Below are 20,319 nucleotides of genomic sequence, written 5' to 3' on the forward strand. Positions count from 1 at the left end.
TCCACCGCGGCCACGCGCCGTACCCCGGCCGATCGGGTGGGCGGCGTCCTCCCGCACCGCAGGGCGTCCTCCCGCACGGTGGGACGTGAGGGAGGACGCCCGACGATCAGGTCACCTGATCCCGGCGGGTCAGACGAGGAGCTGGGCGGAGGCGAGCTCGCGGTAGAGCGGGCTGGTCTCCAGCAGCTCGGCGTGCGTGCCGCGGGCGACGACGCGGCCGGCGTCGAGGACGACGATCTGGTCGCTGTCGAGCACCGTCGACAGCCGGTGGGCGACGACGAGCAGCGCCCGGTCGGCGGCCGCGGCGGCCAGCGTCTCGCGCAGCAGGTTCTCGTTGCGGGCGTCGAGGCTGGCCGTCGGCTCGTCGAGCAGCAGCAGCGCCGGGCGGGCCAGCAGCGACCGCGCGATCGCCAGCCGCTGCCGCTCGCCCCCCGACAGCAGCACGCCCTCGTCGCCCACCGGCACGTCCAGCCCGCGCGGCGAGCGCTGCACCACCCCGGTCAGGCCGACGTCGGCCAGCACCGCCCACAGCTCGTCGTCGGTGGTGTGCGGGGCGGCGAGCAGCAGGTTCTCCCGCACGGTGCCGGCCAGCACCGGCGCCTCCTGCTCCACGTAGCCCAGGTTCGCGCGCAGGGCCGCCCGCGGCAGCTCCCGGACGTCGGTGCCGGCCCACCGGATCGCCCCGCCCGTGAGCGGGTAGAAGCCCTCGACCAGCGCCAGGACGGTCGACTTGCCGGCACCGGAGGGCCCCACCAGCGCCACCCGGCTGCCGGCCGGCACCGTCAGGGACACCCGGTCGAGGACGCGGGTGCCGTCGGGATAGGCGAAGGAGACGTCGTCGAGCTCGAGCAGCGGGGTGCCCGGCGGCGGCACGCGGGGCGCCGCCGGCGCGCCGGTCCCGGCTCCGGGGACCTCGGGGACGTCGTCGCGCTCGGGCTCGAGGACGAGGACCTCCTGGATGCGGGCCAGCGCGCCCAGACCGGTCTGCAGCTGCGTCCACGCCCCGACCGCCTGGCCCAGCGGCATGACCAGCAGGAACAGGTAGAGGATGAAGGCGACGAGGTCGGCGACGGCGATCGAGCCGGTCGCCACGCGGTAGCCGCCCAGCCCCAGAACGGCGAGGAACGCGCCCTGGACGGCGATCGACCCGGCCGGCGCCACGATCGCCTCCACCCGGGCCACCGAGACCCCGGCGCGGTAGGCGCGCTCCGCGCTGGCGCCGACGGTGCCGACCTCGCGGCCGGTCGCGCCGCTGGCCCGGATCGTGCGCACCGCCGACAGCGCCCGCTCGACGGCCGCCGTCATCGCGCCGACCTCCTCCTGCGCCTGGCGCGACAGCTTCCGGATCCGCCGGCTGCTCAGCACCACCACGGTCAGCCCGACCGCGACGGCGCCGACGGTGACCAGCAGCAGCCAGACGTCGACGAGCGCCATGGCGACCAGGGCGCCGACGCCGACCACCGCCGACCCGACCACCTCGACCACCCCGGAGGTCACCGTGGCGCGCAGCAGCGTGGTGTCGGCACCGACGCGGGACATGAGGTCGCCGGTGCGGCGCCGGTCGTACTCGGCCACCGGGAGCCGCAGCAGCCGGTCGGCGACCGTCCGGCGGGTGGTGAGGACGACGCCCTCCCCGGTGCGCTGCAGCAGGTAGGACTGGTACGCGTCGAGCAGCGCCCCGGCCACCAGGACGAGCAGCAGCGCCACGACGGCGGGCAGCAGCGGCTCACCGGCGCCGACGGCCGAGATGACCCGGCCGGTGAGCGCGGGCTGGGCGAGGGCGGCGGCCGCGCCGACCAGCGAGAGCCCCGCGGCCAGGAGCAGCGGCCGCCGGTGCGGGCGGACGAGGGGCAGCAGGTCGCGCAGGGAGGCGTTGGGCTGGGCGACGGCCGCCGGCTGCTCGGGAGCGGTGACGGGCTCGGCGGTGGCGGTGGCGGTGACGGTGGCGGGGTCGGCGGTCACGGGGTCAGGCGGCGGCAGCGAGCGCGGCGACCATCGCGCCCAGCAGCCGGGCGTGGTGCTCGATGAGCTCGGGGCGGTGGCCGTCGGGGCGGACGGCGGCGAGGTGGCCGGCCGCGGACCAGAACTCGTCGCCGTCGTCGGAGGCCATCAGCAGGCCGCGCACCGTCTCGTCGGCGACCAGCCCCCGCACGCCCGGACCGTCCTCCGCGGCCAGCAGCACCCACCGGGCGTCGAAGGCGGCGTCACCGCTGGGCACGTGCAGCAGGCCGCCGGTGCGGTGCCGCCAGAAGCGGACGGGGGACAGCCGCAGCCCCGGCAGCGGGAGCAGCACCGGCGCCGCGGTGACGGCGTACTCGGGCACGGAGTACCGCTTGTCGACGAAGGTGACGTCGAAGGCGACCAGCTCGACGGTCCCCGCCCGCCCGCGCATCACGCCGGCCGGTCGGTGGTCGCGGGTGGCGCGGACCGGTGCGGTGGCCACCAGCTCGGCGAGGACGGCGTCCTGCGGGGTGGTGCCGTCGGAGATCGTCCAGCCGTGCTGCAGCGCCCAGCCCTGCGCGCCCACGGTGTCGCCCTGGTAGCGGAACACCTGCTCGACGACGGACGGCGTCCGCGGCCGGGCTCCCCAGGTGACCGTCTGCGGCATCGCGGCGGGCGCGCGCTCGTCCGACCGCTCGCCGTCGCCGAGGTGGTCCGGCTCCTGCGGGCCGGCGTCGCCGGGGCGGGGGTCGTGGCCGGGGCGGGGGTCGTCGCGGGGGTCGTCGCCGGGCCGGTCGTCGTCTCGGGGGCTGCTCATCGGGGCACCGTCCTCATCCGTACGTGTCGCGGGGCCCCCGCCCGCGGACCGACCGCGGGCCCTTCTTCCAGCTGGGGGCCGTCGGTCCGACAACGCGCAACCGGGTCACCACGTCCCCGCCGACGTTCGCCCTCAGCTTGGCGAGGATGGTCGGCGCGAGCAGCCGCAGCTGGGTGGCCCAGGCGGTCGACTCGGCGACGACGAGCAGCTCGCCCTCGGTCAGGGTCTCCGGGCGGCAGTGCGCGGCGATGTCGGGCCCGACCAGCGCCGACCAGCGGCCGAAGACGGCGCCCACGCGGGTGTTCTCCGTCCAGTCCTGCGTGGTGACCAGCGAGTCGACCAGCCGGGCCAGCGGCTGCGGGTCGTCCTCGCCGGGGCCCGGCCCCGTCCACCTGCGTCGCGGGCCGGCCACCCGGCGGCGGGTGGGCGCGGGCCGCGCCGCCGACGCCGCCCGGGCGGCCTCGAGGGCGGCGCGGGCGATGTCGCTGGGCCGCGGAGGCCGGTCGTCGCTCACGGGGTCCCCTCCTCGTCGGCCACCAGTGTCGCCGTCCCCGCGCCGACCTCCACCCGCGCGCCGCGCAGCTCCCCGGGCACGTCGTCGAGGACGGCGGCGGTGATGAGCGTCTGCTCGGCGGAGCGGGCGACCTCGGCCAGCGCGGCCCGGCGGCCGGCGTCGAGGGTGGCGAAGACGTCGTCGAGCACCAGCACCGGCTCCTCGCCGTCGGCCCGCAGCAGCGCGAAGCAGCCCAGCTTGAGCGCCAGGGCCAGCGACCACGACTCGCCGTGGCTGGCGAAGCCCTTGGCCGGGGCCGGCCCCAGGTGCAGCACGAGGTCGTCGCGGTGCGGGCCGACCAGCGTCATCCCGCGCTCGACCTCCTCGCGGCGGCGCTCGGCCACCCGCTCGCGCAGCGCCGCGGACAGCTCGGCCGCCCGCGGCGGCGGGGTGCCGGGCTGCAGCGGGACGCCGTCCCCGGCCAGCGGCACGGTGCTGGTGTAGCCGAGGCCCGCGGCGACGGCGCCGGCCCCGGCGACGGCGGCGTAGGACCGCGCGACGTGCGGCGCCAGGTCGGCCACCAGCGCCAGCCGCGCGGCCAGCAGCTGCCCGCCGAGCTCGACGAGGTGGGTGTCCCAGACGTCGAGGGTGGCCAGCGCGTCGCCGCGGGCCAGCCGCGCGGTCTTGAGCAGCGCGTTGCGCTGCTTGAGGACGCGGTCGTAGTCGCTGCGCACCCCGGCCAGCCGGGGCGTACGGCTGACCAGCAGGTCGTCGAGGAACCGGCGGCGCTCGGCGGGGTCCCCGCGCACCAGGGCGAGGTCCTCCGGGGCGAAGAGCACGCTCTTGACCAGGCCGAGCAGCTCGCGCGGCCGCGGCAGCGCCGAGCGGTTGACCCGGACCCGGTTGGCCCGGCCCGGGTTGATCTCCACCTCCACGAGCAGCTCGCGCTCCTCGCGGCGCAGCGCCGCCCGGACCACCGCCTGCCCGGCGCCGTGCCGGACCAGCGGCGCGTCGCCGGACACGCGGTGGCTGCCCATCGTGGCGAGGTAGCCGACCGCCTCGACGAGGTTGGTCTTGCCCTCGCCGTTGCGGCCGACGAACACCGTCGGGCCCGGCCGCAGCGCCAGGTCGACCTTCGCCCAGCTGCGGAAGTCCACCAGCTGCAGGTGCCGGACGTACACCTCAGCCGCGCGTCACGCGGGCTTCTCCAGCTCCGTGGAGCCGCCGGCCTCGATGGCGTGCACCGCGTGCCCGCCGAACTGGTTGCGCAGCGCGGCGACCGCCTTCATCGTCGGCGAGTCCTCCTGGCGCGAGGAGAAGCGGGCGAACAGCGACGCGGCGATCGTCGGCATGGGGACGGCGTTGTCGATGGCCTCCATCACCGTCCACCGGCCCTCGCCGGAGTCCTCGGCGTAGCCCCTGATCCGGTCCAGGCGCGGGTCCTCCTGCAGCGCCTTCACCAGCAGGTCCAGCAGCCACGAGCGGATGACGGTGCCCTGGGTCCAGGAGGCGATGACGCCGGGGACGTCCTCGACGAGGTCGACGGCGGCCAGCAGCTCGTAGCCCTCGCCGTAGGCCTGCATGAGCGCGTACTCGATGCCGTTGTGGACCATCTTCGCGTAGTGACCGGCGCCGACGGGGCCGGCGTGCACGAACCCGATGCCGGGCATCGGCTCGCCCCGCTCGTCGTGCGGGGAGGGCGGCTTGAGGTCGTCGAACACCGGCCGCACCTTCTCGACGTCCTCCGCCGAGCCGCCCACCATCAGCGCGTAGCCGTTCTCCAGGCCCCACACGCCGCCGGAGACCCCGCAGTCGAGGTACCCGATGCCGCGCTCGGCCAGCAGGTCGGCGTTGACCTGGTCGTCGGTGTACTTGGAGTTCCCGCCGTCGATGACGACGTCGCCCTCGCCGAGGAGGTCGCGCAGCTCACGGATGGTGGCGCGGGTGGGCTCACCCGCGGGGACCATCACCCAGACGACGCGCGGGGCCGCCAGGGCCCCGACCAGCGCCTCCAGGCTGTCGACGTCGCGCTTCTCCGGGTGGTGGTCGAAGCCGACCACCTCGTGACCGGCGCGGCGCAGCCGCGTGGCCATGTTGCCGCCCATCTTGCCCAGCCCGATCAGCCCTAGCTGCACGACAGAAGTCCCCTCTTCGCGGTCCCGGATCAGTGCTCATCGTGCCCGTCGGGCGGTTCTCCTGCAGGTCCCCGCCGTGCGCGGGCGGACGGCGGGGGCAGGAGGGTCCTCCGGCTAGCCGGGCAGGCGCACCGGCATGATCAGGTACCGGTAGCTGCCCGGCCGCTCGGCCGGGCGGGCGGCGTCGTCGTCGGTGGCCGGCTCCTCCACGCCGGAGAGCACCGCGGGCTTGAGCGGGCTGGTGAAGTCCATCCGCGCGCGGCCGGTGTGCACCGCGGCCAGCCCGTCGAGCAGGAACGTCGGGTTGAAGCCGATCGTCAGCGGGTCGCCGTCGAACTCGACGTCGCAGCGCTCCTCGGCCTGCCCCTCGTCGTCGCTGCCGCCGGCGCGCAGGGTGACCTGACCGGGCGTGAACTCGCAGCGCAGCGGCGTGCCCCGCTCGGCGACCAGCGCCACGCGCTTGGCGGCGTCGGTGAACTGCACGACCGGCAGCGTCGCGTTGGCCGCCGACTCGCTCGGCATGATCGCCCGGTACTTGACGAACTCGGCGTCGAGTAGCCGGGTGGTGGTCTGCCGGTCCTTGCCCGACAGGCCGAGGATGCCCTCGCCGGAGCCGCCCGAGGACAGCGAGACGGTGATCTCCGGGCCACTGGTCAGCGTGCGGGCGGCGTCGGCGAGCGTGCGCGCCGGAACGAGCACCGCGGCGGAGATCCCGGGGGTCTCCGGGCGCCAGGCGAACTCCCGCACGGCGAGGCGGTAGCGGTCGGTGGCCGCCAGGGTCACCCGGTCGTCCTCGATCTCCAGGCGCACGCCGGTGAGCATGGGCAGGGTGTCGTCGCGCCCGGCGGCGACGGCGACCTGGCCGACCGCCTCGGCGAAGACGTCGCTGTCGACGACGCCGGCCGACGACGGCATCGAGGGCAGGGACGGGTAGTCCTCCACCGGCAGCGTCGGCAGGCTGAACCGGGCATTGCCGCACGTGATGGACAGGCGGGGGCCCTCGGCGCGGATGTCGACCGGGTGCGGCGGGAGGGCTCGGGTGATCTCGGCCAGCAGCCGGCCGGGGACCAGGACCCGCCCGCTCTCGGCGGCCTGCACGTCGACCTCGGCGCGCGCGGACACCTCGTAGTCGAAGCCCGACACCGACAGCTGCGCGCCGTCGACCTCCAACAGGATGCCGGCCAGCACCGGCACGGACGGGCGTGGCGGCAGGCTGCGCGCCGTCCACGCGACGGCATCGGCGAGCACCTCGCGTGTCACCCGGAACTCCATGACCGACCCACCCCAGCTCTGCACGGCCCACTGCCGTCGTCTGCGCACCACCGGTCCCCGGCGTCCGTGCCGTCCGGGAGTGGTGCTCTGCCTGTTGCGGGGCTCATCGTGCCCGCCGGGGCCGACATCGGGGAACCCGGGACCCGATCAGGTGTGCTCACCCGTCCCGCGAGTCCGTTCCCGTCCCCTCTCCCTGGCTGTTGTCCTTCCTGCGCGAGGCCCCCCGGGCCGCAGCGTCCCCACCCCTACTGGGGTTCAAGGAATCCTCGATCTCTATCCCTCATCTTCGTCATCACCGGTGTGGAAGCTGGGGATCGAGGCCCTTCGTGCAGGTCAGCGCCGAAGTCGACATGTTGGCCCGGTGTGGGCAACCGGTGTCCTGCTGTTGTCGACACGTGGACATCTCGACGGCCGTGCACAGCGACCCCCAGCCGTCCACGTCCTGTCCCCCGTCCTCCCCCGGGATGTCCCCAGTGCGTGCCCAGCCGGGGCGCGACGCGGCGGCGGCCGGCGGTCCCGGGCCCCCGGGAGGTGGGGACGACGGCGCCGCGACGGCCGATCGGCGCAGGTCAGCGCGGCGACCGGGGCTGGATGCACACGCTGGGGAGTGCCCTGGGGACGGCACCCGGTGTCACGGCGTCGCGCCGTCCACCGGCCCCGGCGCGATCACGATCTCCCCAGGGTGTGCACATCCCTGGGGACAACTCCTCGACGAGTCGACAGCTCGGGGGCCGCCGACCGCCCGGGAAACCGCGGGAGCACGGGCGATGACCGTCCTCACCGGTCGCCCCCGGACTGTGGACAGCCGCTCGGTGAGGACGGCGCCGGGCTACTGCCGGGCGCGGCTCTTGATGCGGGCGGTGAGCTCGGTGACCTGCGTGTACGTCGCCCGGCGCTCGCTCATCAGGTTGGTGATCTTCTTGACGGCGTGCATGACCGTGGTGTGGTCCTTGCCGCCGAAGGAGGCGCCGATCCGCGGCAGGGACAGCTCGGTGAGCTCCCGGCACAGGTACATGGCGATCTGGCGGGCGTTGACCAGCGTGCGGCTGCGGTTGGAGCCCTGCAGCTCCTCCATCGTCACGGAGAAGTACTCCGCGGTCGCCGCCATGATGATCGCCGCGGTGATCTGCGGGCCCTGCTCGTCGCTGATCAGGTCCTTGAGGACGAGCTCGGCCAGCGGCAGGTCGACCTGCTGCTTGTTCAGCGACGCGAACGCCGTCACCCGGATCAGCGCGCCCTCGAGCTCGCGGATGTTGGTCTGCACCTTGCTGGCGATGAACTCCAGCACCGGGTCGGGCACCTGCAGCCGCTCCCCGTAGGCCTTCTTCCGCAGGATCGCGATGCGGGTCTCGAGGTCGGGGGCCTGGACGTCGGTGATCAGCCCCCACTCGAACCGGGTCCGCAGCCGGTCCTCCAGCGTCGTCAGCTTCTTCGGCGCCCGGTCGGAGGTGATGACGATCTGCTTGCTGGCGTTGTGGAGGGTGTTGAACGTGTGGAAGAACTCCTCCTGCGTCCGCTCGGCGCGCTCCAGGAACTGGATGTCGTCGATGAGCAGGAAGTCGATGTCGCGGTAGCGCCGGCGGAAGTCCTCGGCCCGCCCGGAGTGCACCAGGTTGATGAACTCGTTGGTGAACTCCTCGGTGCTGACGTAGCGCACCCGCACGTTGGGGAACATCCGCGCCGCGTAGTGCCCGATCGCGTGCAGCAGGTGGGTCTTCCCGAGGCCGGAGTCGCCGTAGACGAACAGCGGGTTGTAGGCCCGCGCCGGGGCCTCGGCGACGGCGACCGCCGCGGCGTGCGCGAACCGGTTGCTGTTGCCGATGACGAAACTGTCGAAGACGTACTTGGGGTTGAGCCCCGGGTCCTGGCCGGCGGGCGGACGGCGGTCGCCGAACAGCGGCACCGCTCCCCCGCCGCCGCGGGCCGCGCCGCCCCCGCGCCGACCGGCGGGCTGGCCGCCGGGGCCGTCCGGGTCGTCGCCGTCCTCGTCGGCGCCGTCGCCGAGGTCGAAGGGCAGCACCTCCGCGCCCTCACCCGGGCGGACGCCGCGGCGCCGGCTCGCGCTGCGCGGGCGGACCGCCGGGCTCCAGTCGGTGCCGCCCCACTCGCCCGCACCGTCACCGGCGGGGTCACCAGTGCCGGGCCGGGCGTCGAACGGCACCTCGGCCGGTGGGCGGACGTCACCGCGCGCCGGCTCGTAGCGGTTGCCGTAGCGGTCCCCCGCGTAACCGTCGTCGCCGTAGCGACCGTCCTCCCGGTGGCCCCGGGCGGCGTCGGACCCGTCGAAGGGCGAGCGCTCCAGCGGGCGGGCGTCGCTGCGCACCCCGAAGGCGCTGCGGCCGTCGTCGGCCCGCTCGCGGTCCTCGTCGCTGGGCTCGACGGCGACCGGCGTCCACGGCCGGCGGGTGGGCGCCTCGGCCTCCGCGGGGGCGACGTCGGCCGGGCTGTCCTCCAGCTGGATCGCGACCCCGATGTCGCGGCCGAGCTGCTCCGACAGCGCCTCGGCCAGCACCCGGCGCATGCGGGACTCCAGCACGGTCTGGGTGAACTCGTTGGGGGCCGCGAGCACCGCGGTACCGCCCACCAGGCCCACCGGCCGGGTGAGGTTGAGCATCGCGTTCTGCTGCCGGGTCAGGCTGGTCGCCAGCCGTTCACGGACCGAGTCCCAGACCTCCGCCAGGTCCACCGTGGCATCGGCCATGGCCGTGTCCTCCCCAAGCTCTTCTGTCCCCGTGTGAGCGACCCCCGGGTGTCCCGGGCCCCGGTGCCGCGGCTGTCCGCTTGTGGACATCCGGACACACGGGTTCCACACGAGTGTCCACAGGCTGTGCACGACCGGCGACACGGCACCATGTCGACCTGTGGATGTCAGACGGTGGTGGCGTCGTCGCCGGTCGGGAGGGAGGTCGGGAGACGGCTCGGAGCGGACGGCGGTCGGTCGACCGGGTGGTCGGCTCCCGGACCGGACCTGGTCGTCCGGTACGGAGCGGGGCGACGCTAACAGCCCCGTCCACAGCCCGGCAACGACGTCGCGGTGCCCGGGAGCCGTCCGGTGCGCGTGTCGTTCGGCGTGTCGTCTGCTCCCGGTCGGCGTGCCGACACCCCGTGTCCTCCTGGACGGTGCAGCCTGACGGGTCACTCCCGGCCCGCGGCCGTGCCGGAGGACCGGGTACACGCTGCTCGCGGGCACCCGCCGTCCCCTGGTTATGATGGGCGGAGTCCGTGCACTCCCGCCGTGGGGCGGCGTGCGCGGAGACCCGCCTCAGGGGCCCGGGGAGCGGCTCGCGCCGATCCGCCCGTGCCCCGCACGCGTGCCTGCCCACCGGTGGGTCCGCACCGTCGACGTCCCGCCAGGAGTACCCCGTGAGCAAGCGCACCTTCCAGCCGAACAACCGCCGCCGGTCCAAGACCCACGGCTTCCGGCTGCGGATGCGCACCCGCGCGGGCCGCGCGATCCTCGCCGGCCGCCGGCGCAAGGGTCGCGAGAAGCTCTCCGCCTGAGGTGCTGCCCGCGCAGGCACGCCTGCGCCGGCGTCCGGAGTTCACCGCGGTCGTCCGGTCGGGCCGGCGTGCCGGTCGGCCGACCATGGTGCTCCACTACCTCCCCGTCCGACCCCCGGCCGCCACGGCCGGGGGTCTCGGTGTGTCCGGGAGCGGTGCGGCCGGCCCCCGGGCCGGCTTCGTCGTCGGGAAGGCGGTCGGCAACTCCGTGGTCCGTCACCGCGTGACCCGCCGGCTGCGTGCCGCCGTCCGCGAGGAGCTCGACCGGCTGCCGGACACCGCCGACCTCGTCGTGCGGGCCCGGCCCGAGGCCGGCACCGCGCCCTCGGCGGTGCTGCGCCGCGACCTCGCCGCCGGCCTGGACCGCCTGCTCGCCGAGCGGACGCGGTCCTCGTGAGCCTCCCCTCCCCCGGGCAGCCCGGCCGCCGCGGGCCGCTCGCCCGGGCCCTGCTGGCCGCGATCGGCTTCTACTCCCGGGCCATCAGCCCGGCCCTGCCGCCGCGGTGCCGCTTCGCGCCCACCTGCAGTGCCTACGCCGCCGAGACCGTCGCCGTGCACGGCGCCGCCCGCGGGTCGTGGCTGGCGCTGCGGCGGCTGCTGAAGTGCGCACCGTGGCACCCCGGTGGCTACGACCCCGTCCCGCCGCGTCGCGGGACGACGACCCCCGGAACCGGCGGCGACGCCCGCACGTCGATGACAGCGGCACCTCTCCCGGGAGCCGCCGCCGACGGACCGCGTCGTCCCGCCCCCGAGACCCCGCCGGCTGACCGCCGGCCCCCGCAGCAGGAGGCTGGCGTTGCTTGACTGGCTGTACACCGGGATCGCCTTCGTCATGAAGACGTGGCACACGGTGTTCTCGACGTTCCTCGACCCCGCCGGTGGCATCACCTGGGCGCTGTCGATCGCGTTCCTCGTCGTCACCGTGCGGCTCATCCTCTTCCCGCTGTTCGTCAAGCAGGTGAAGAGCCAGCGGGCGATGCAGGAGATCCAGCCGGAGATCCAGAAGCTGCGCAAGCAGTATGGCGCCGACCGGCAGGGCTTCAGCCAGGCGATGATGGCGCTGCAGAAGGAGCGCGGGGTCAACCCGCTGGCCGGCTGCCTGCCCATCCTCCCGCAGATCCCGGTCTTCCTCGCGCTGTTCCACGTCCTGCGCCGCCTGCGGCCGGACGCCCCGGGCCTCTACAGCTGGGACGACGAGCTCACCGACCAGGCGGCCCGGGCCGAGCTGTTCGGGGCGCCGATCTCCTCGGCGTTCAACATGACCGGTGCCAAGGAGCAGGCGATCCTCGCGATCACCGGCGGCTACGGCCCGATCCGGACGGTCGCCCTGATCCTCATGGTCGTCATGTGCGCGACGACCTTCTTCACGCAGAAGCAGATCATGGCGCGCTCCGGCCCGGTCGAGGGCCAGGCCGCGATGGTGCAGAAGGTCCTGCTCTACGGCATGCCGATCAGCCTCTTCATCACCGGCTTCTTCTTCCCGATCGGCGTGCTCCTGTACTGGCTGGTCAACAACACCTGGACGCTGGGCCAGCAGTTCTTCATCCTGCGCAAGATGCCCCCGCCCGGCTCCCCCGCCGCCAAGGCCCGGGCCGCCGCCGACAAGCCGGCCGTCGACCCGAAGACGCTGGCCCCCAAGCCGGGTGCCAAGCCCGTCCGCCCCAAGGGCGGCCGTCCCGCGACCCCCGGTGTGACGCTGACCAAGGGCGGCGGCACCGAGGTCCCGAAGGGCGGCGCCACCGAGGTCCCGAAGGGCGGCGCCACCGAGGTCCCGAAGGGCGGCGCCACCGAGGTCCCGAAGGGCGGCGCCACCGCCAGCGGGGTGAACGGCACCGGGGTGAACGGCACGGCGGCGCCCGCTGACGGCGTCGCCGACCCCGGGACGCCCGGCGACGGCGTCGACGGCGGCACGGGCGGCGGCGCCACGGCCGCCGGTGGCCCCGCGCCGCGGGGCTCCGGCAGCCGGGGCGCACGCCCGGCCAACCGCGCACCGCACGGCCGCCCCGCCGGTACCGGCGGGAAGCGCAAGCGGCGCTGACCTCCCCGCGTCCGCCGGGACCCGCTCCCCGGACGCCCGCCGCCCGCGCCGCCGCGACACCACGCGGCGCGGGCCGCCCCCCGACCCCCGGGTCCACCCGGCTGCCCGCACCGACTGGAGGTTCCTCCGTGAGCGTTCCCCACCAGCCCGCCACCGACACCGCCGCGACCGCCGAGGTCACCACCGGCGCCGTCCTCAGCCCCGCCACCGACACGGGAGGGCCCACCGACCTGCCCGAGACCGACGAGACCGGCGACGACGCGTCGCTCGAGCCCGCCGACGAGGTCGCACCGGCCGGGTCGCGGGGCACCGGCACCGAGCTGCTCGTCCGCGAGGGCGACGTCGCCGGTGACTACCTCGAGCGCCTGCTCGACATCCTCGACGTCGACGGCGACATCGACCTCGACGTGGAGGGCGACCGGGCGTCGGTCGCCATCGTCGGCGGCGAGCTCGACGACCTGGTCGGCTCCGACGGCTCGGTGCTCGAGGCCCTGCAGGAGCTGACCCGGCTCGCGGTGGCGCAGTCCACCGGCGTGCGCAGCCGGCTCATGCTCGACATCGGCGGCTACCGCGCCCGCCGTCGCGCCGACCTGACCTCGCTGGCCGCCGAGGCCGCGCGGCGCGTGGCCGCCAGCCGGCAGCCCGAGCGCCTGGCCCCGATGAACCCCTTCGAGCGCAAGGTCGTCCACGACGTCGTCGCCGGCGTCGCGGGGGTCCGCAGCGAGTCGGAGGGCGAGGAGCCCGGCCGCCGCGTCGTGGTCCTGCCGGAGCGGTGAGCCGGCCGCCCGCACCGGAGGGCACCGGACCGGACGAGAGCCCAGGGGCGGACGGAGGCGCGGGGCCGGACGGGAGCACCCCACCGGCCCCACCCGCCCCACCGGCCGCACGGACGGTGTTCGGCGCGGCCCTGCCCGCCGCCGAGCGGTACGTCGCCCGGCTGGCCTCCGACGGCGTCACCCGCGGCCTCATCGGCCCGCGGGAGGTGCCGCGGCTGTGGGAGCGGCACGTCCTCAACAGTGCGGCGGTGGCCGAGGCGGTCCCGCCCGACGCGCGGGTGGTCGACGTCGGCAGCGGCGCCGGCCTGCCCGGGATCCCGTTGGCGCTGGCCCGTCCCGACCTGCGGCTGACGCTGGTCGAGCCGATGGCCCGCCGGGTGGAGTTCCTGGAGGAGGTCGTCACTGAGCTCGGCGTGGACTGGCGGGTCGTGCGCGGCCGGGCCGAGGAGCGGTCCGTGGTCACCGCGGTCGGCCCGGTCGACGTCGTGACGGCGCGCGCGGTGGCGGCCCTCCCCCGCCTCGTCGGGTGGTGCCGCGGCCTGCTGCGCCCCGGGGCCCGGCTGGTCGCCCTCGTCGGCGCCCGGGCCGTGGAGGAGCTGCCGGGGATGCTCCCCCAGCTCGCGGCGGCCGGGATGCGTGACGTACACGCCCGGGCTGTCGGCGCGGAGCTGGGGGAGGCTGCCACTACCGTGGTGGTGATGACGCGCGGCCCGCGGTGAGCCGCCGGAGCCCGCGCACGGCGTTCCACGTGGAACGCGCACAGCTACCCGCCCCGTTCCACGTGAAACGGGGCGGCAGGGAGGACCTGCGATGAGCGACCCGGGCCAGCGGCTGCGCAGCAGCCTCACGGCCGACGCGGCGGCCGGCTCCGGCGCGGACTTCGACAGCCCCATCGCCATGGAGGCCTTGAGGGCCACGCGGGTGCTGCACGCCGCCGACCAGGAACCCTTCCCCGCACCGGGGCGGATCCGGGTCATCACGGTCGCCAACCAGAAGGGCGGCGTCGGCAAGACCACCTCGACGGTCAACCTCGGCGTGGCGCTGGCGCTCTACGGCCTGCGCGCCCTGGTCATCGACCTCGACCCGCAGGGCAACACCAGCACGGCCCTCGGCGTGGACCACACCGTCGGGACGCCGTCGATCTACGACGCCCTCGTCGGGGACAGCTCGCTGGCCGACGTCGTCCACCCGACGACGGCGAGCCCGTTGCTGCGCTGCGTGCCGGCGACCATCGACCTGGCCGGCGCGGAGATCGAGCTGGTCTCCGTCGTCGCCCGCGAGTACCGGCTGCGCCGCGCGATCGAGGGCTACGTCCACTCCCTGCCCGAGGAGCAGCGGCCGCACTACGTCCTCATCGACTGTCCGCCGTCGCTGGGTCTGCTCACGCTCAACGCGCTGGTGGCCGGTGACGAGGTGCTCATCCCCATCCAGTGCGAGTACTACGCGCTCGAGGGCCTGGGACAGCTGCTCAACAACATCGAGCTGGTGCGGGCACACCTCAACCCGGGGATCGCCGTCCGCACCATCCTGCTGACGATGTACGACGCGCGCACCAAGCTCGCCGACCAGGTCGCCGAGGAGGTCCGCAGCCACTTCGGCGACCTGGTGCTGAAGACCGTCATCCCGCGCAACGTGCGGGTGTCCGAGGCGCCGGGGTACGGGCAGTCGGTGCTCACCTACGACCCGGGGTCGCGCGGCTCGACCAGCTACGTCGAGGCCGCGCGCGAGCTCGCCGAGCGCGGCGTGCACCTGGTGCCCGAGTCCGACCCGCGGCCGATGGGCCCGCCGCCTCCGCCGCCGCCGGCGACCGCGCCCATGCCGGCGATCCGGCCGTCCTCCGGGCCGCCGTCGGGGCCGCTGCCGCGGGCCTTCCCCGAGTCCGACGCCGGCGTCCTGCCCGTTCCCACCTCCGTCGACGAGGAGACCCGATGAGCAAGCGTGGCGGCCTGGGCCGGGGCCTGGCGGCGCTCATCCCCACCAGCGCTCCCCCGGTCGAGCAGCCGACCCTCCCCGACGCCGACGGCGGCGCCCCCGCGACCGAGACGCACGGGGCGGCCGAGACGCACGGGACGACCGGGCACGGCCCGACGGCGCCCGCACCGGTCACGCTGCTCCCCCCGGCCGCCCAGGCGGCCGCCAGCGTCGCCGCCCAGGCGGTGTCGTCGGCCGGCGTGGCGGCCATCGGCGTTCCGGGCGCCCAGCTGCGCGAGGTGTCCGTCGACGACGTCGTCCCCAACCCGCGCCAGCCGCGGCAGGTGTTCGACGACGAGGCGCTCGAGGAGCTCACCCACTCGGTGCGCGAGTTCGGCCTGCTGCAGCCGATCGTCGTCCGCGAGCGCACGCTCGACGACGGCCGGACCGGCTATGAGCTCATTATGGGCGAGCGGCGGCTGCGGGCCGCCCGGGCCGCGGAGCTCGACACCGTGCCGGCCATCGTCCGCGACACCGAGGACGACGCCCTCCTGCGCGACGCGCTGCTGGAGAACATCCACCGCGTCCAGCTCAACCCGCTCGAGGAGGCCGCGGCCTACCAGCAGCTGCTGGAGGAGTTCGGCGCCACCCACGAGGAGCTGGCCCAGCGCATCGGCCGCAGCCGGTCGCAGGTCACCAACACGATCCGGCTGCTCAAGCTGCCGGTGAAGGTGCAGACGCGGGTCGCCGCCGGGGTCATCTCCGCCGGCCACGCGCGGGCGCTGCTCGGCCTCGACGAGGCCGAGGCGCAGGAGGCGCTGGCCACCCGCATCGTGGCCGAGGGCATGTCGGTGCGGGCCACGGAGGAGGCGGTCGCCCTCGCCGCGGCCGAGCAGCCGGCCTCCCGCCGCCGGGCCCGCCGGATCAGCGCGCCCGGTGTCGAGGACCTCGCCGGCCGGCTGTCCGACGTCTTCGAGACGAAGGTGCGCATCCAGATCGGGCGGGCCAAGGGCCGCATCGTCGTCGAGTTCGGGTCGGTCGACGACCTGCAGCGCATCATCGGCCAGATGGCGCCGGACGTCACCGGGCGGCCCCAGGAGGCCTGACCGGTCTCGCAACCTCCAGCGCGCCGGTTTCCGTCACGGACGAAACCGGGGCGCTGTGGGCATAGGAAGCGATACTCACGTCCTGCGGGCCAGGACGTGGGTATCGCCTCCTATGCCGGATGAGTGCGGGCCCGCCGGGTGAGCAGCCGGGCCAGGACGTCGCCGAGGTCGTAGCCGGCCGCCTCGACGGCCATCGGGAACATCGACGTCTCGGTCAGGCCCGGGGAGACGTTCACCTCGAGGAAGTGCACCTCGCCGTCGGGCGTGACGATGGCGTCGGTGCGGGAGAGGTCGGCCAGGCCCAGCGACTCGTGCACCCGCACGGCGAGGTCGGCGGCGCGGGCGGCGACGTCGTCGGCGAGCCGGGCCGGCGCGTGGTACTCGGTGAGCCCGGGGGTGTAGCGGGCGGTGTAGTCGAAGACGCCGGACTCCGGCTCGATCTCCACCGCCGGCAGTGCCTCCGGCCCCTCCCCCAGGTCGACCACCGACACCGCCACCTCGACGCCGTCGACGAACCGCTCGACCAGCACCGTGTCGCCGTAGGCGAAGCAGCTGACCATCGCGGCGGGCAGGTCCTCGACCCGGGAGACCTTCTGCGCGCCCAGGGCGGAGCCGCCGGAGGCGGGCTTGACCATCAGCGGCAGCCCGAGCCGGGCGACGATGAGGTCGAGCACCGCGCCGGCCCCCAGCTCCCGGAAGGTGCTGTGCGGCAGCGCCACCCAGTCCGGCGTCCGCAGTCCCGCGGTGCGCGCCACGGACTTGGCGGCCGGCTTGTCCCACGCCAGGCGGCAGGCGGCGGCCGGGGAGCCGACGTAGGGGACGCCGGCGAGGTCGAGGACCGCGCGCAGCGCGCCGTCCTCGCCCGTGGCGCCGTGGAGCGCGACGAAGACGGCGTCGGCCGGGGCGGCGGCGAGGCCGGGCAGCAGTTCGGCGTCGGCGTCGCGCAGCTCGGCGTCCACCCCCACCCGGGCCAGCTCCTCGACGACCTGGGTGCCCGAGGACAGGCTGACCTCGCGCTCGAAGGTCAGGCCACCGGCCAGGACGACGGCGCGCAGGGGGGCCTCCTCGGCGGGACGGTCGGCCACGGGGGGTGCGGCAGGCTCGCTCACGGCGGTCAGTCCTCGATCCGGTCGCTGTTGGCGGGGCCGACGATGGTCTCCGCGGGCGGCGCCGTGCGGCCGACCGCGCGGAAGGTGCCGGTGTCGACGGCGTCGAAGGTCGAGTGCAGGTCCAGCTCGGCCTCGATGACCCGGGCCAGCCGGCGCACGCCCTCGCGGATCGCGTCGGGTTCCGGGTAGCAGTAGGACAACCGCAGGTACTCCGAGCCCGAGCCGTCGGCGTAGAAGCCGATGCCGGGGACGTAGGCGACGTGCGCGTTCACCGCGCGCGGCTGCATGAGCTTGCTGTCGAGGCCGTCCGGGAGCTTGAGCCACACGTAGAAGCCGCCGTCGGGGCGGGTCCAGGTGGTGCCGCGCGGCATGAGGGCCGTCAGGGACTCCAGGGTGGCGTCCCGGCGCTCGCGGTAGAGCTCGGTGAACAGCTTGATCTGCTCGCGCCACGGCTGGGTGTCGAGGTACCGGGCGACGGCGTACTGGGTCAGCGACGGCGGGCAGAGCACCTGCGCCTCGGTGGCGAGCACCAGCTTCTCGCGGACGGCGAGCGGCGCCAGCACCCAGCCCACCCGCAGGCCCGGGGAGAAGGTCTTGGAGAACGAGCCCAGGTAGATGACCCGCTGGGCGTCGCGGGCCCGCAGCGCGCGCATCGGCTCGCGGTCGAAGCCGAGCAGGCCGTAGGGGTTGTCCTCGATCACCAGCAGGTCGTAGCGGTCGGCGATGTCGACGATCGCCTGGCGGCGCGGCTCGGACAGCGTCACGCCGCCGGGGTTGTGGAAGTTCGGCACCGTGTAGAGGAACTTGACCCGGTCGCCGGCGGCGCGGCACTCGATCAGCGCCTGCTCCAGCGCCTCGGGGATCAGCCCGTCGTCGTCCATGGGGACGTGCCGCACACGGGCCTCGGCGGCCTGGAAGACGCCGAGCGCGCCGACGTAGGACGGGCCCTCGGCGAGGATGACGTCGCCGGGGTCGACGAACACCCGGGTGACCAGGTCCAGGCCCTGCTGCGAGCCGACGGTCACCACGACCTCGCTGGGCGAGGCGTCGGTGATGCCCTCGAGTGCCATGACGTCGCAGATCCGCTCGCGCAGCCGTGGGTCGCCCTGGCCGGAGCCGTACTGCAGCGTCTTGGCGCCCATCCCGCTGACCAGCTCGCCGATCATCGAGCCGACGGCGTCCAGCGGCAGCGCGGTGACCGCGGGCATGCCTCCGGCCAGCGACACGACCTCGGGCCGGCTGACCACGGAGAACAGGGCGCGGATCTCCGACGTCTTCATGCCGTGGGTGCGTGCGGCGTACCGGTCGGCGAGGGGGTCCAGCCGCGGGTGGCGGGGCACCGCGGGGCCGTGCTGGCGTCCGTGCGGCAGCGGGACGGGGTGCGGCTGGCCGTGCGACGGCGGGGGAGGGGCCACGGACCGAGTGTAGGGACGCCCGGGAGCGGGTTCCTCCGACACGGCGGGTGTGACGGACCAGTTCCCCTGGTGTCACTCCAGCACCGCGGGGGGCGGTCAGCCGAGGGCGCCCCGCTGCGGCAGGACGAAGGTGCCGGTGGGCGGGTCGGCCTCGGCGGGCAGGAACAGGCGCTGGACGGCGGCCAGGACGGCGGAGGCGATCGTGCCGCGGAGCCTGGCGTCGAGCAGCAGCTGCCGGTCGACCGGGTGGGACAGGTAGCCGCAGTCGAGCCGGACGGCCGGCATCCGGGTCCAGCGCAGCAGGTCCCAGGTCTTGGGGTGCCCGCCGAGGTCGAGCATGCCGGTGCGGGCGACGACCTCACGCCGGGCCAGGTCGGCGAACCGCTCACCCACCGTCGACGACGTCCCCGAGCCCGTGCCGAAGTAGTAGCTGGCCACCCCGCGGGCGTGCTCGGAGCCGTGCGCGTCCATGTGCAGGGAGATGAACAGGTCCGCGCGGGCGTCGTTGGCGAAGCGGGTCCGCTCCTCCGGCGTCGGGTCCTGGTGCCGGCCGCGGGTGAGGTAGACCGTCGCGCCGGCGGCGCCGAGGCGGCCCTCGATCCGGCTGGCCAGGTCGAGCACCAGGTCGGCCTCGGTGGTCTCGCCGGCGGTGAACCCGGGGTCGCCGCCGCCGTGGCCGGGGTCGACGACGATCCGCCGGCCGATCAGGTGCGGGCCGCTGTCGACGAAGCTCGCGCTCTGCCGCAGCAGCTGCGGCCGGCCGCCGGTGACCTTGCGGCCGAGCTGGCGCAGCGCCCGCAGGGTGGAGGGCCCGCAGGTGCCGTCGGAGGTCAGCCCGTAGTCGCGCTGGAAGGCCCGCAGCCCCGCCTCGGTCTCGCGGCCGAAGATGCCGTCGGCCCGGCCGGCGTCGTAGCCGAGCTCGAGGAGGCGCTCCTGCAGGCCGGTGACGTCGTCACCGCGCATGGGCCGCTCGGGGTCGTGGTGCAGCAGGCGGTCGCCCAGCGACCAGCGCGCCTCCGACAGCGCCTGGTAGGTCTCCTCGCCGACCCGGCCGTCGACCGACAGGCCCCGCACCTGCTGGAAGTGGCGGACGGCCAGCTCGGTGGCCCGGTCGTACTCCCCGGGGCCCTCCTCGCCGGGCGCCAGCAGGCCCAGGCTGCGCAGCGCGGCCTGCACGTCGGCCACCGCCGGTCCGCGGCTGCCCGGACCCAGCGGCTCCATGCTGCTCTCGCTACCCATCGTGCTGCCGATTCTCCCGTGCGCGACGCCATCCGGGCCACCGGGGTCTCGCCCGCGGCCCCGGGAACGGCGAGGGCCCGCCCGTCCGGGTGGACTGGCGGGCCCTCGGCAGCGTGTGCGGTCTACCGGGTCACAGGTAGTCGGCGAGGTCGGAGAGGATGGCGCCCTTCGGCTTGGCGCCGATGATGCTCTTGACCGGCTTGCCACCCTGGAAGACGGTCATCGTCGGGATCGACATGACCTGGTAGTCCCGGGCGATCTGCGGGTTCTCGTCGATGTTGAGCTTGGCGATGGTGAGCTTCTCGCCGTGCTCCTTCGCGATCTCCTCTAGCACCGGGGCGACCATCTTGCACGGTCCGCACCACTCCGCCCAGAAGTCGACGAGGACGGGCTTGTCACTGCCCAGCACCTCGTTGGCGAAGGTCGCGTCGGTCACCGTCACGGTGTTGCCTGCCATGGTCGTTCTCCCTCTGGTCGGTCGAGGCCGGTCAGGCCTCTGGGGTCAGTAACCCGCGGAGGGGGTGCGGTATGCCCCCCGGGACGGGCCGGGACGGCCTGCCGCTGGG

At 75.2% G+C, this 20,319-nt stretch carries 19 protein-coding genes; 8 read left to right on the forward strand and 11 right to left on the reverse strand.

The window, feature by feature from the left end; translation table 11 throughout:
• Nucleotides 1–129 precede the first annotated feature (129 nt).
• From BM165_RS12640 to dnaA, 7 genes are all read right to left on the reverse strand, one after another.
• Entirely contained in the window at nucleotides 130–1,962 is a 1,833-nt protein-coding gene (locus tag BM165_RS12640; RefSeq protein ID WP_280140712.1) for an ABC transporter ATP-binding protein, read from the reverse strand.
• A 4-nt stretch (nucleotides 1,963–1,966) separates the two neighbouring features.
• Nucleotides 1,967–2,758 carry a hypothetical protein gene (locus BM165_RS12645; protein ID WP_177225187.1) on the reverse strand — a complete coding sequence of 264 codons (792 nt, stop codon included), beginning with the start codon at nucleotides 2,756–2,758 and terminating at the stop codon, nucleotides 1,967–1,969.
• A 13-nt stretch (nucleotides 2,759–2,771) separates the two neighbouring features.
• Nucleotides 2,772–3,272, reverse strand: a complete 501-nt coding sequence (locus BM165_RS12650; protein ID WP_075013921.1) for a DciA family protein — start codon at nucleotides 3,270–3,272, stop codon at nucleotides 2,772–2,774.
• Nucleotides 3,269–4,432, reverse strand: coding sequence for a DNA replication/repair protein RecF (gene recF, locus BM165_RS12655; RefSeq protein ID WP_075013922.1), 1,164 nt, complete (start codon nucleotides 4,430–4,432; stop codon nucleotides 3,269–3,271). The genes BM165_RS12650 and recF overlap by 4 nt, the downstream gene beginning before the upstream one ends.
• Nucleotides 4,433–4,444: 12 nt before the next feature.
• A complete protein-coding gene (gnd, locus tag BM165_RS12660; protein WP_075013923.1) occupies nucleotides 4,445–5,386 on the reverse strand; it encodes a phosphogluconate dehydrogenase (NAD(+)-dependent, decarboxylating) in 942 nt (313 codons plus the stop codon).
• Between the two features lie 114 nt (nucleotides 5,387–5,500).
• Nucleotides 5,501–6,646, reverse strand: coding sequence for a DNA polymerase III subunit beta (dnaN, locus tag BM165_RS12665; protein WP_244274204.1), 1,146 nt, complete (start codon nucleotides 6,644–6,646; stop codon nucleotides 5,501–5,503).
• A gap of 841 nt (nucleotides 6,647–7,487) precedes the next feature.
• Nucleotides 7,488–9,359, reverse strand: coding sequence for a chromosomal replication initiator protein DnaA (gene dnaA / locus BM165_RS12670; protein WP_075013925.1), 1,872 nt, complete (start codon nucleotides 9,357–9,359; stop codon nucleotides 7,488–7,490).
• A gap of 662 nt (nucleotides 9,360–10,021) precedes the next feature.
• On the opposite strand from dnaA, the gene rpmH reads away from it, so the two are divergent.
• The 8 genes from rpmH (at nucleotide 10,022) to BM165_RS12710 (ending at nucleotide 15,990) form a co-directional block, all read left to right on the forward strand.
• A complete protein-coding gene (rpmH, locus tag BM165_RS12675; protein WP_040338882.1) occupies nucleotides 10,022–10,159 on the forward strand; it encodes a 50S ribosomal protein L34 in 138 nt (45 codons plus the stop codon).
• A 1-nt stretch (nucleotide 10,160) separates the two neighbouring features.
• A complete protein-coding gene (gene rnpA, locus BM165_RS12680; RefSeq protein ID WP_075013926.1) occupies nucleotides 10,161–10,556 on the forward strand; it encodes a ribonuclease P protein component in 396 nt (131 codons plus the stop codon).
• Nucleotides 10,553–10,963, forward strand: coding sequence for a membrane protein insertion efficiency factor YidD (yidD, locus tag BM165_RS12685; RefSeq protein WP_075013927.1), 411 nt, complete (start codon nucleotides 10,553–10,555; stop codon nucleotides 10,961–10,963). Before rnpA ends, yidD begins: the two co-directional genes overlap by 4 nt.
• On the forward strand, nucleotides 10,956–12,197 hold the full coding sequence (yidC, locus tag BM165_RS12690) for a membrane protein insertase YidC (protein WP_075013928.1): 1,242 nt from the start codon (nucleotides 10,956–10,958) through the stop codon (nucleotides 12,195–12,197). Before yidD ends, yidC begins: the two co-directional genes overlap by 8 nt.
• A 128-nt stretch (nucleotides 12,198–12,325) precedes the next feature.
• Nucleotides 12,326–12,973, forward strand: coding sequence for a Jag family protein (locus tag BM165_RS12695; protein ID WP_083427313.1), 648 nt, complete (start codon nucleotides 12,326–12,328; stop codon nucleotides 12,971–12,973).
• Nucleotides 12,974–13,089: 116 nt separating this feature from the next.
• Complete coding sequence (gene rsmG, locus BM165_RS12700) at nucleotides 13,090–13,692, forward strand: 16S rRNA (guanine(527)-N(7))-methyltransferase RsmG (protein ID WP_075013929.1); 603 nt, start codon at nucleotides 13,090–13,092, stop codon at nucleotides 13,690–13,692.
• Between the two features lie 91 nt (nucleotides 13,693–13,783).
• Entirely contained in the window at nucleotides 13,784–14,905 is a 1,122-nt protein-coding gene (locus BM165_RS12705; RefSeq protein WP_075013930.1) for a ParA family protein, read from the forward strand.
• Nucleotides 14,902–15,990 carry a ParB/RepB/Spo0J family partition protein gene (locus tag BM165_RS12710; protein WP_075013931.1) on the forward strand — a complete coding sequence of 363 codons (1,089 nt, stop codon included), beginning with the start codon at nucleotides 14,902–14,904 and terminating at the stop codon, nucleotides 15,988–15,990. The genes BM165_RS12705 and BM165_RS12710 overlap by 4 nt, the downstream gene beginning before the upstream one ends.
• A 110-nt stretch (nucleotides 15,991–16,100) precedes the next feature.
• Here BM165_RS12710 and BM165_RS12715 read toward each other — a convergent pair whose 3' ends face one another.
• From BM165_RS12715 to trxA, 4 genes are all read right to left on the reverse strand, one after another.
• On the reverse strand, nucleotides 16,101–17,099 hold the full coding sequence (locus tag BM165_RS12715; RefSeq protein WP_083427315.1) for a D-alanine--D-alanine ligase family protein: 999 nt from the start codon (nucleotides 17,097–17,099) through the stop codon (nucleotides 16,101–16,103).
• 5 nt (nucleotides 17,100–17,104) lie between these two features.
• Complete coding sequence (locus tag BM165_RS12720) at nucleotides 17,105–18,514, reverse strand: aminotransferase-like domain-containing protein (protein WP_244274205.1); 1,410 nt, start codon at nucleotides 18,512–18,514, stop codon at nucleotides 17,105–17,107.
• Between the two features lie 96 nt (nucleotides 18,515–18,610).
• A complete protein-coding gene (locus BM165_RS12725) occupies nucleotides 18,611–19,735 on the reverse strand; it encodes an N-acetylmuramoyl-L-alanine amidase (RefSeq protein WP_075013932.1) in 1,125 nt (374 codons plus the stop codon).
• 148 nt (nucleotides 19,736–19,883) lie between these two features.
• Complete coding sequence (trxA, locus tag BM165_RS12730; protein ID WP_075013933.1) at nucleotides 19,884–20,210, reverse strand: thioredoxin; 327 nt, start codon at nucleotides 20,208–20,210, stop codon at nucleotides 19,884–19,886.
• Between the last annotated feature and the right edge of the window lie 109 nt (nucleotides 20,211–20,319).

Source organism: Geodermatophilus obscurus, from assembly GCF_900115395.1.
Taxonomy (GTDB): Bacteria; Actinomycetota; Actinomycetes; order Mycobacteriales; family Geodermatophilaceae; genus Geodermatophilus; species Geodermatophilus obscurus_B.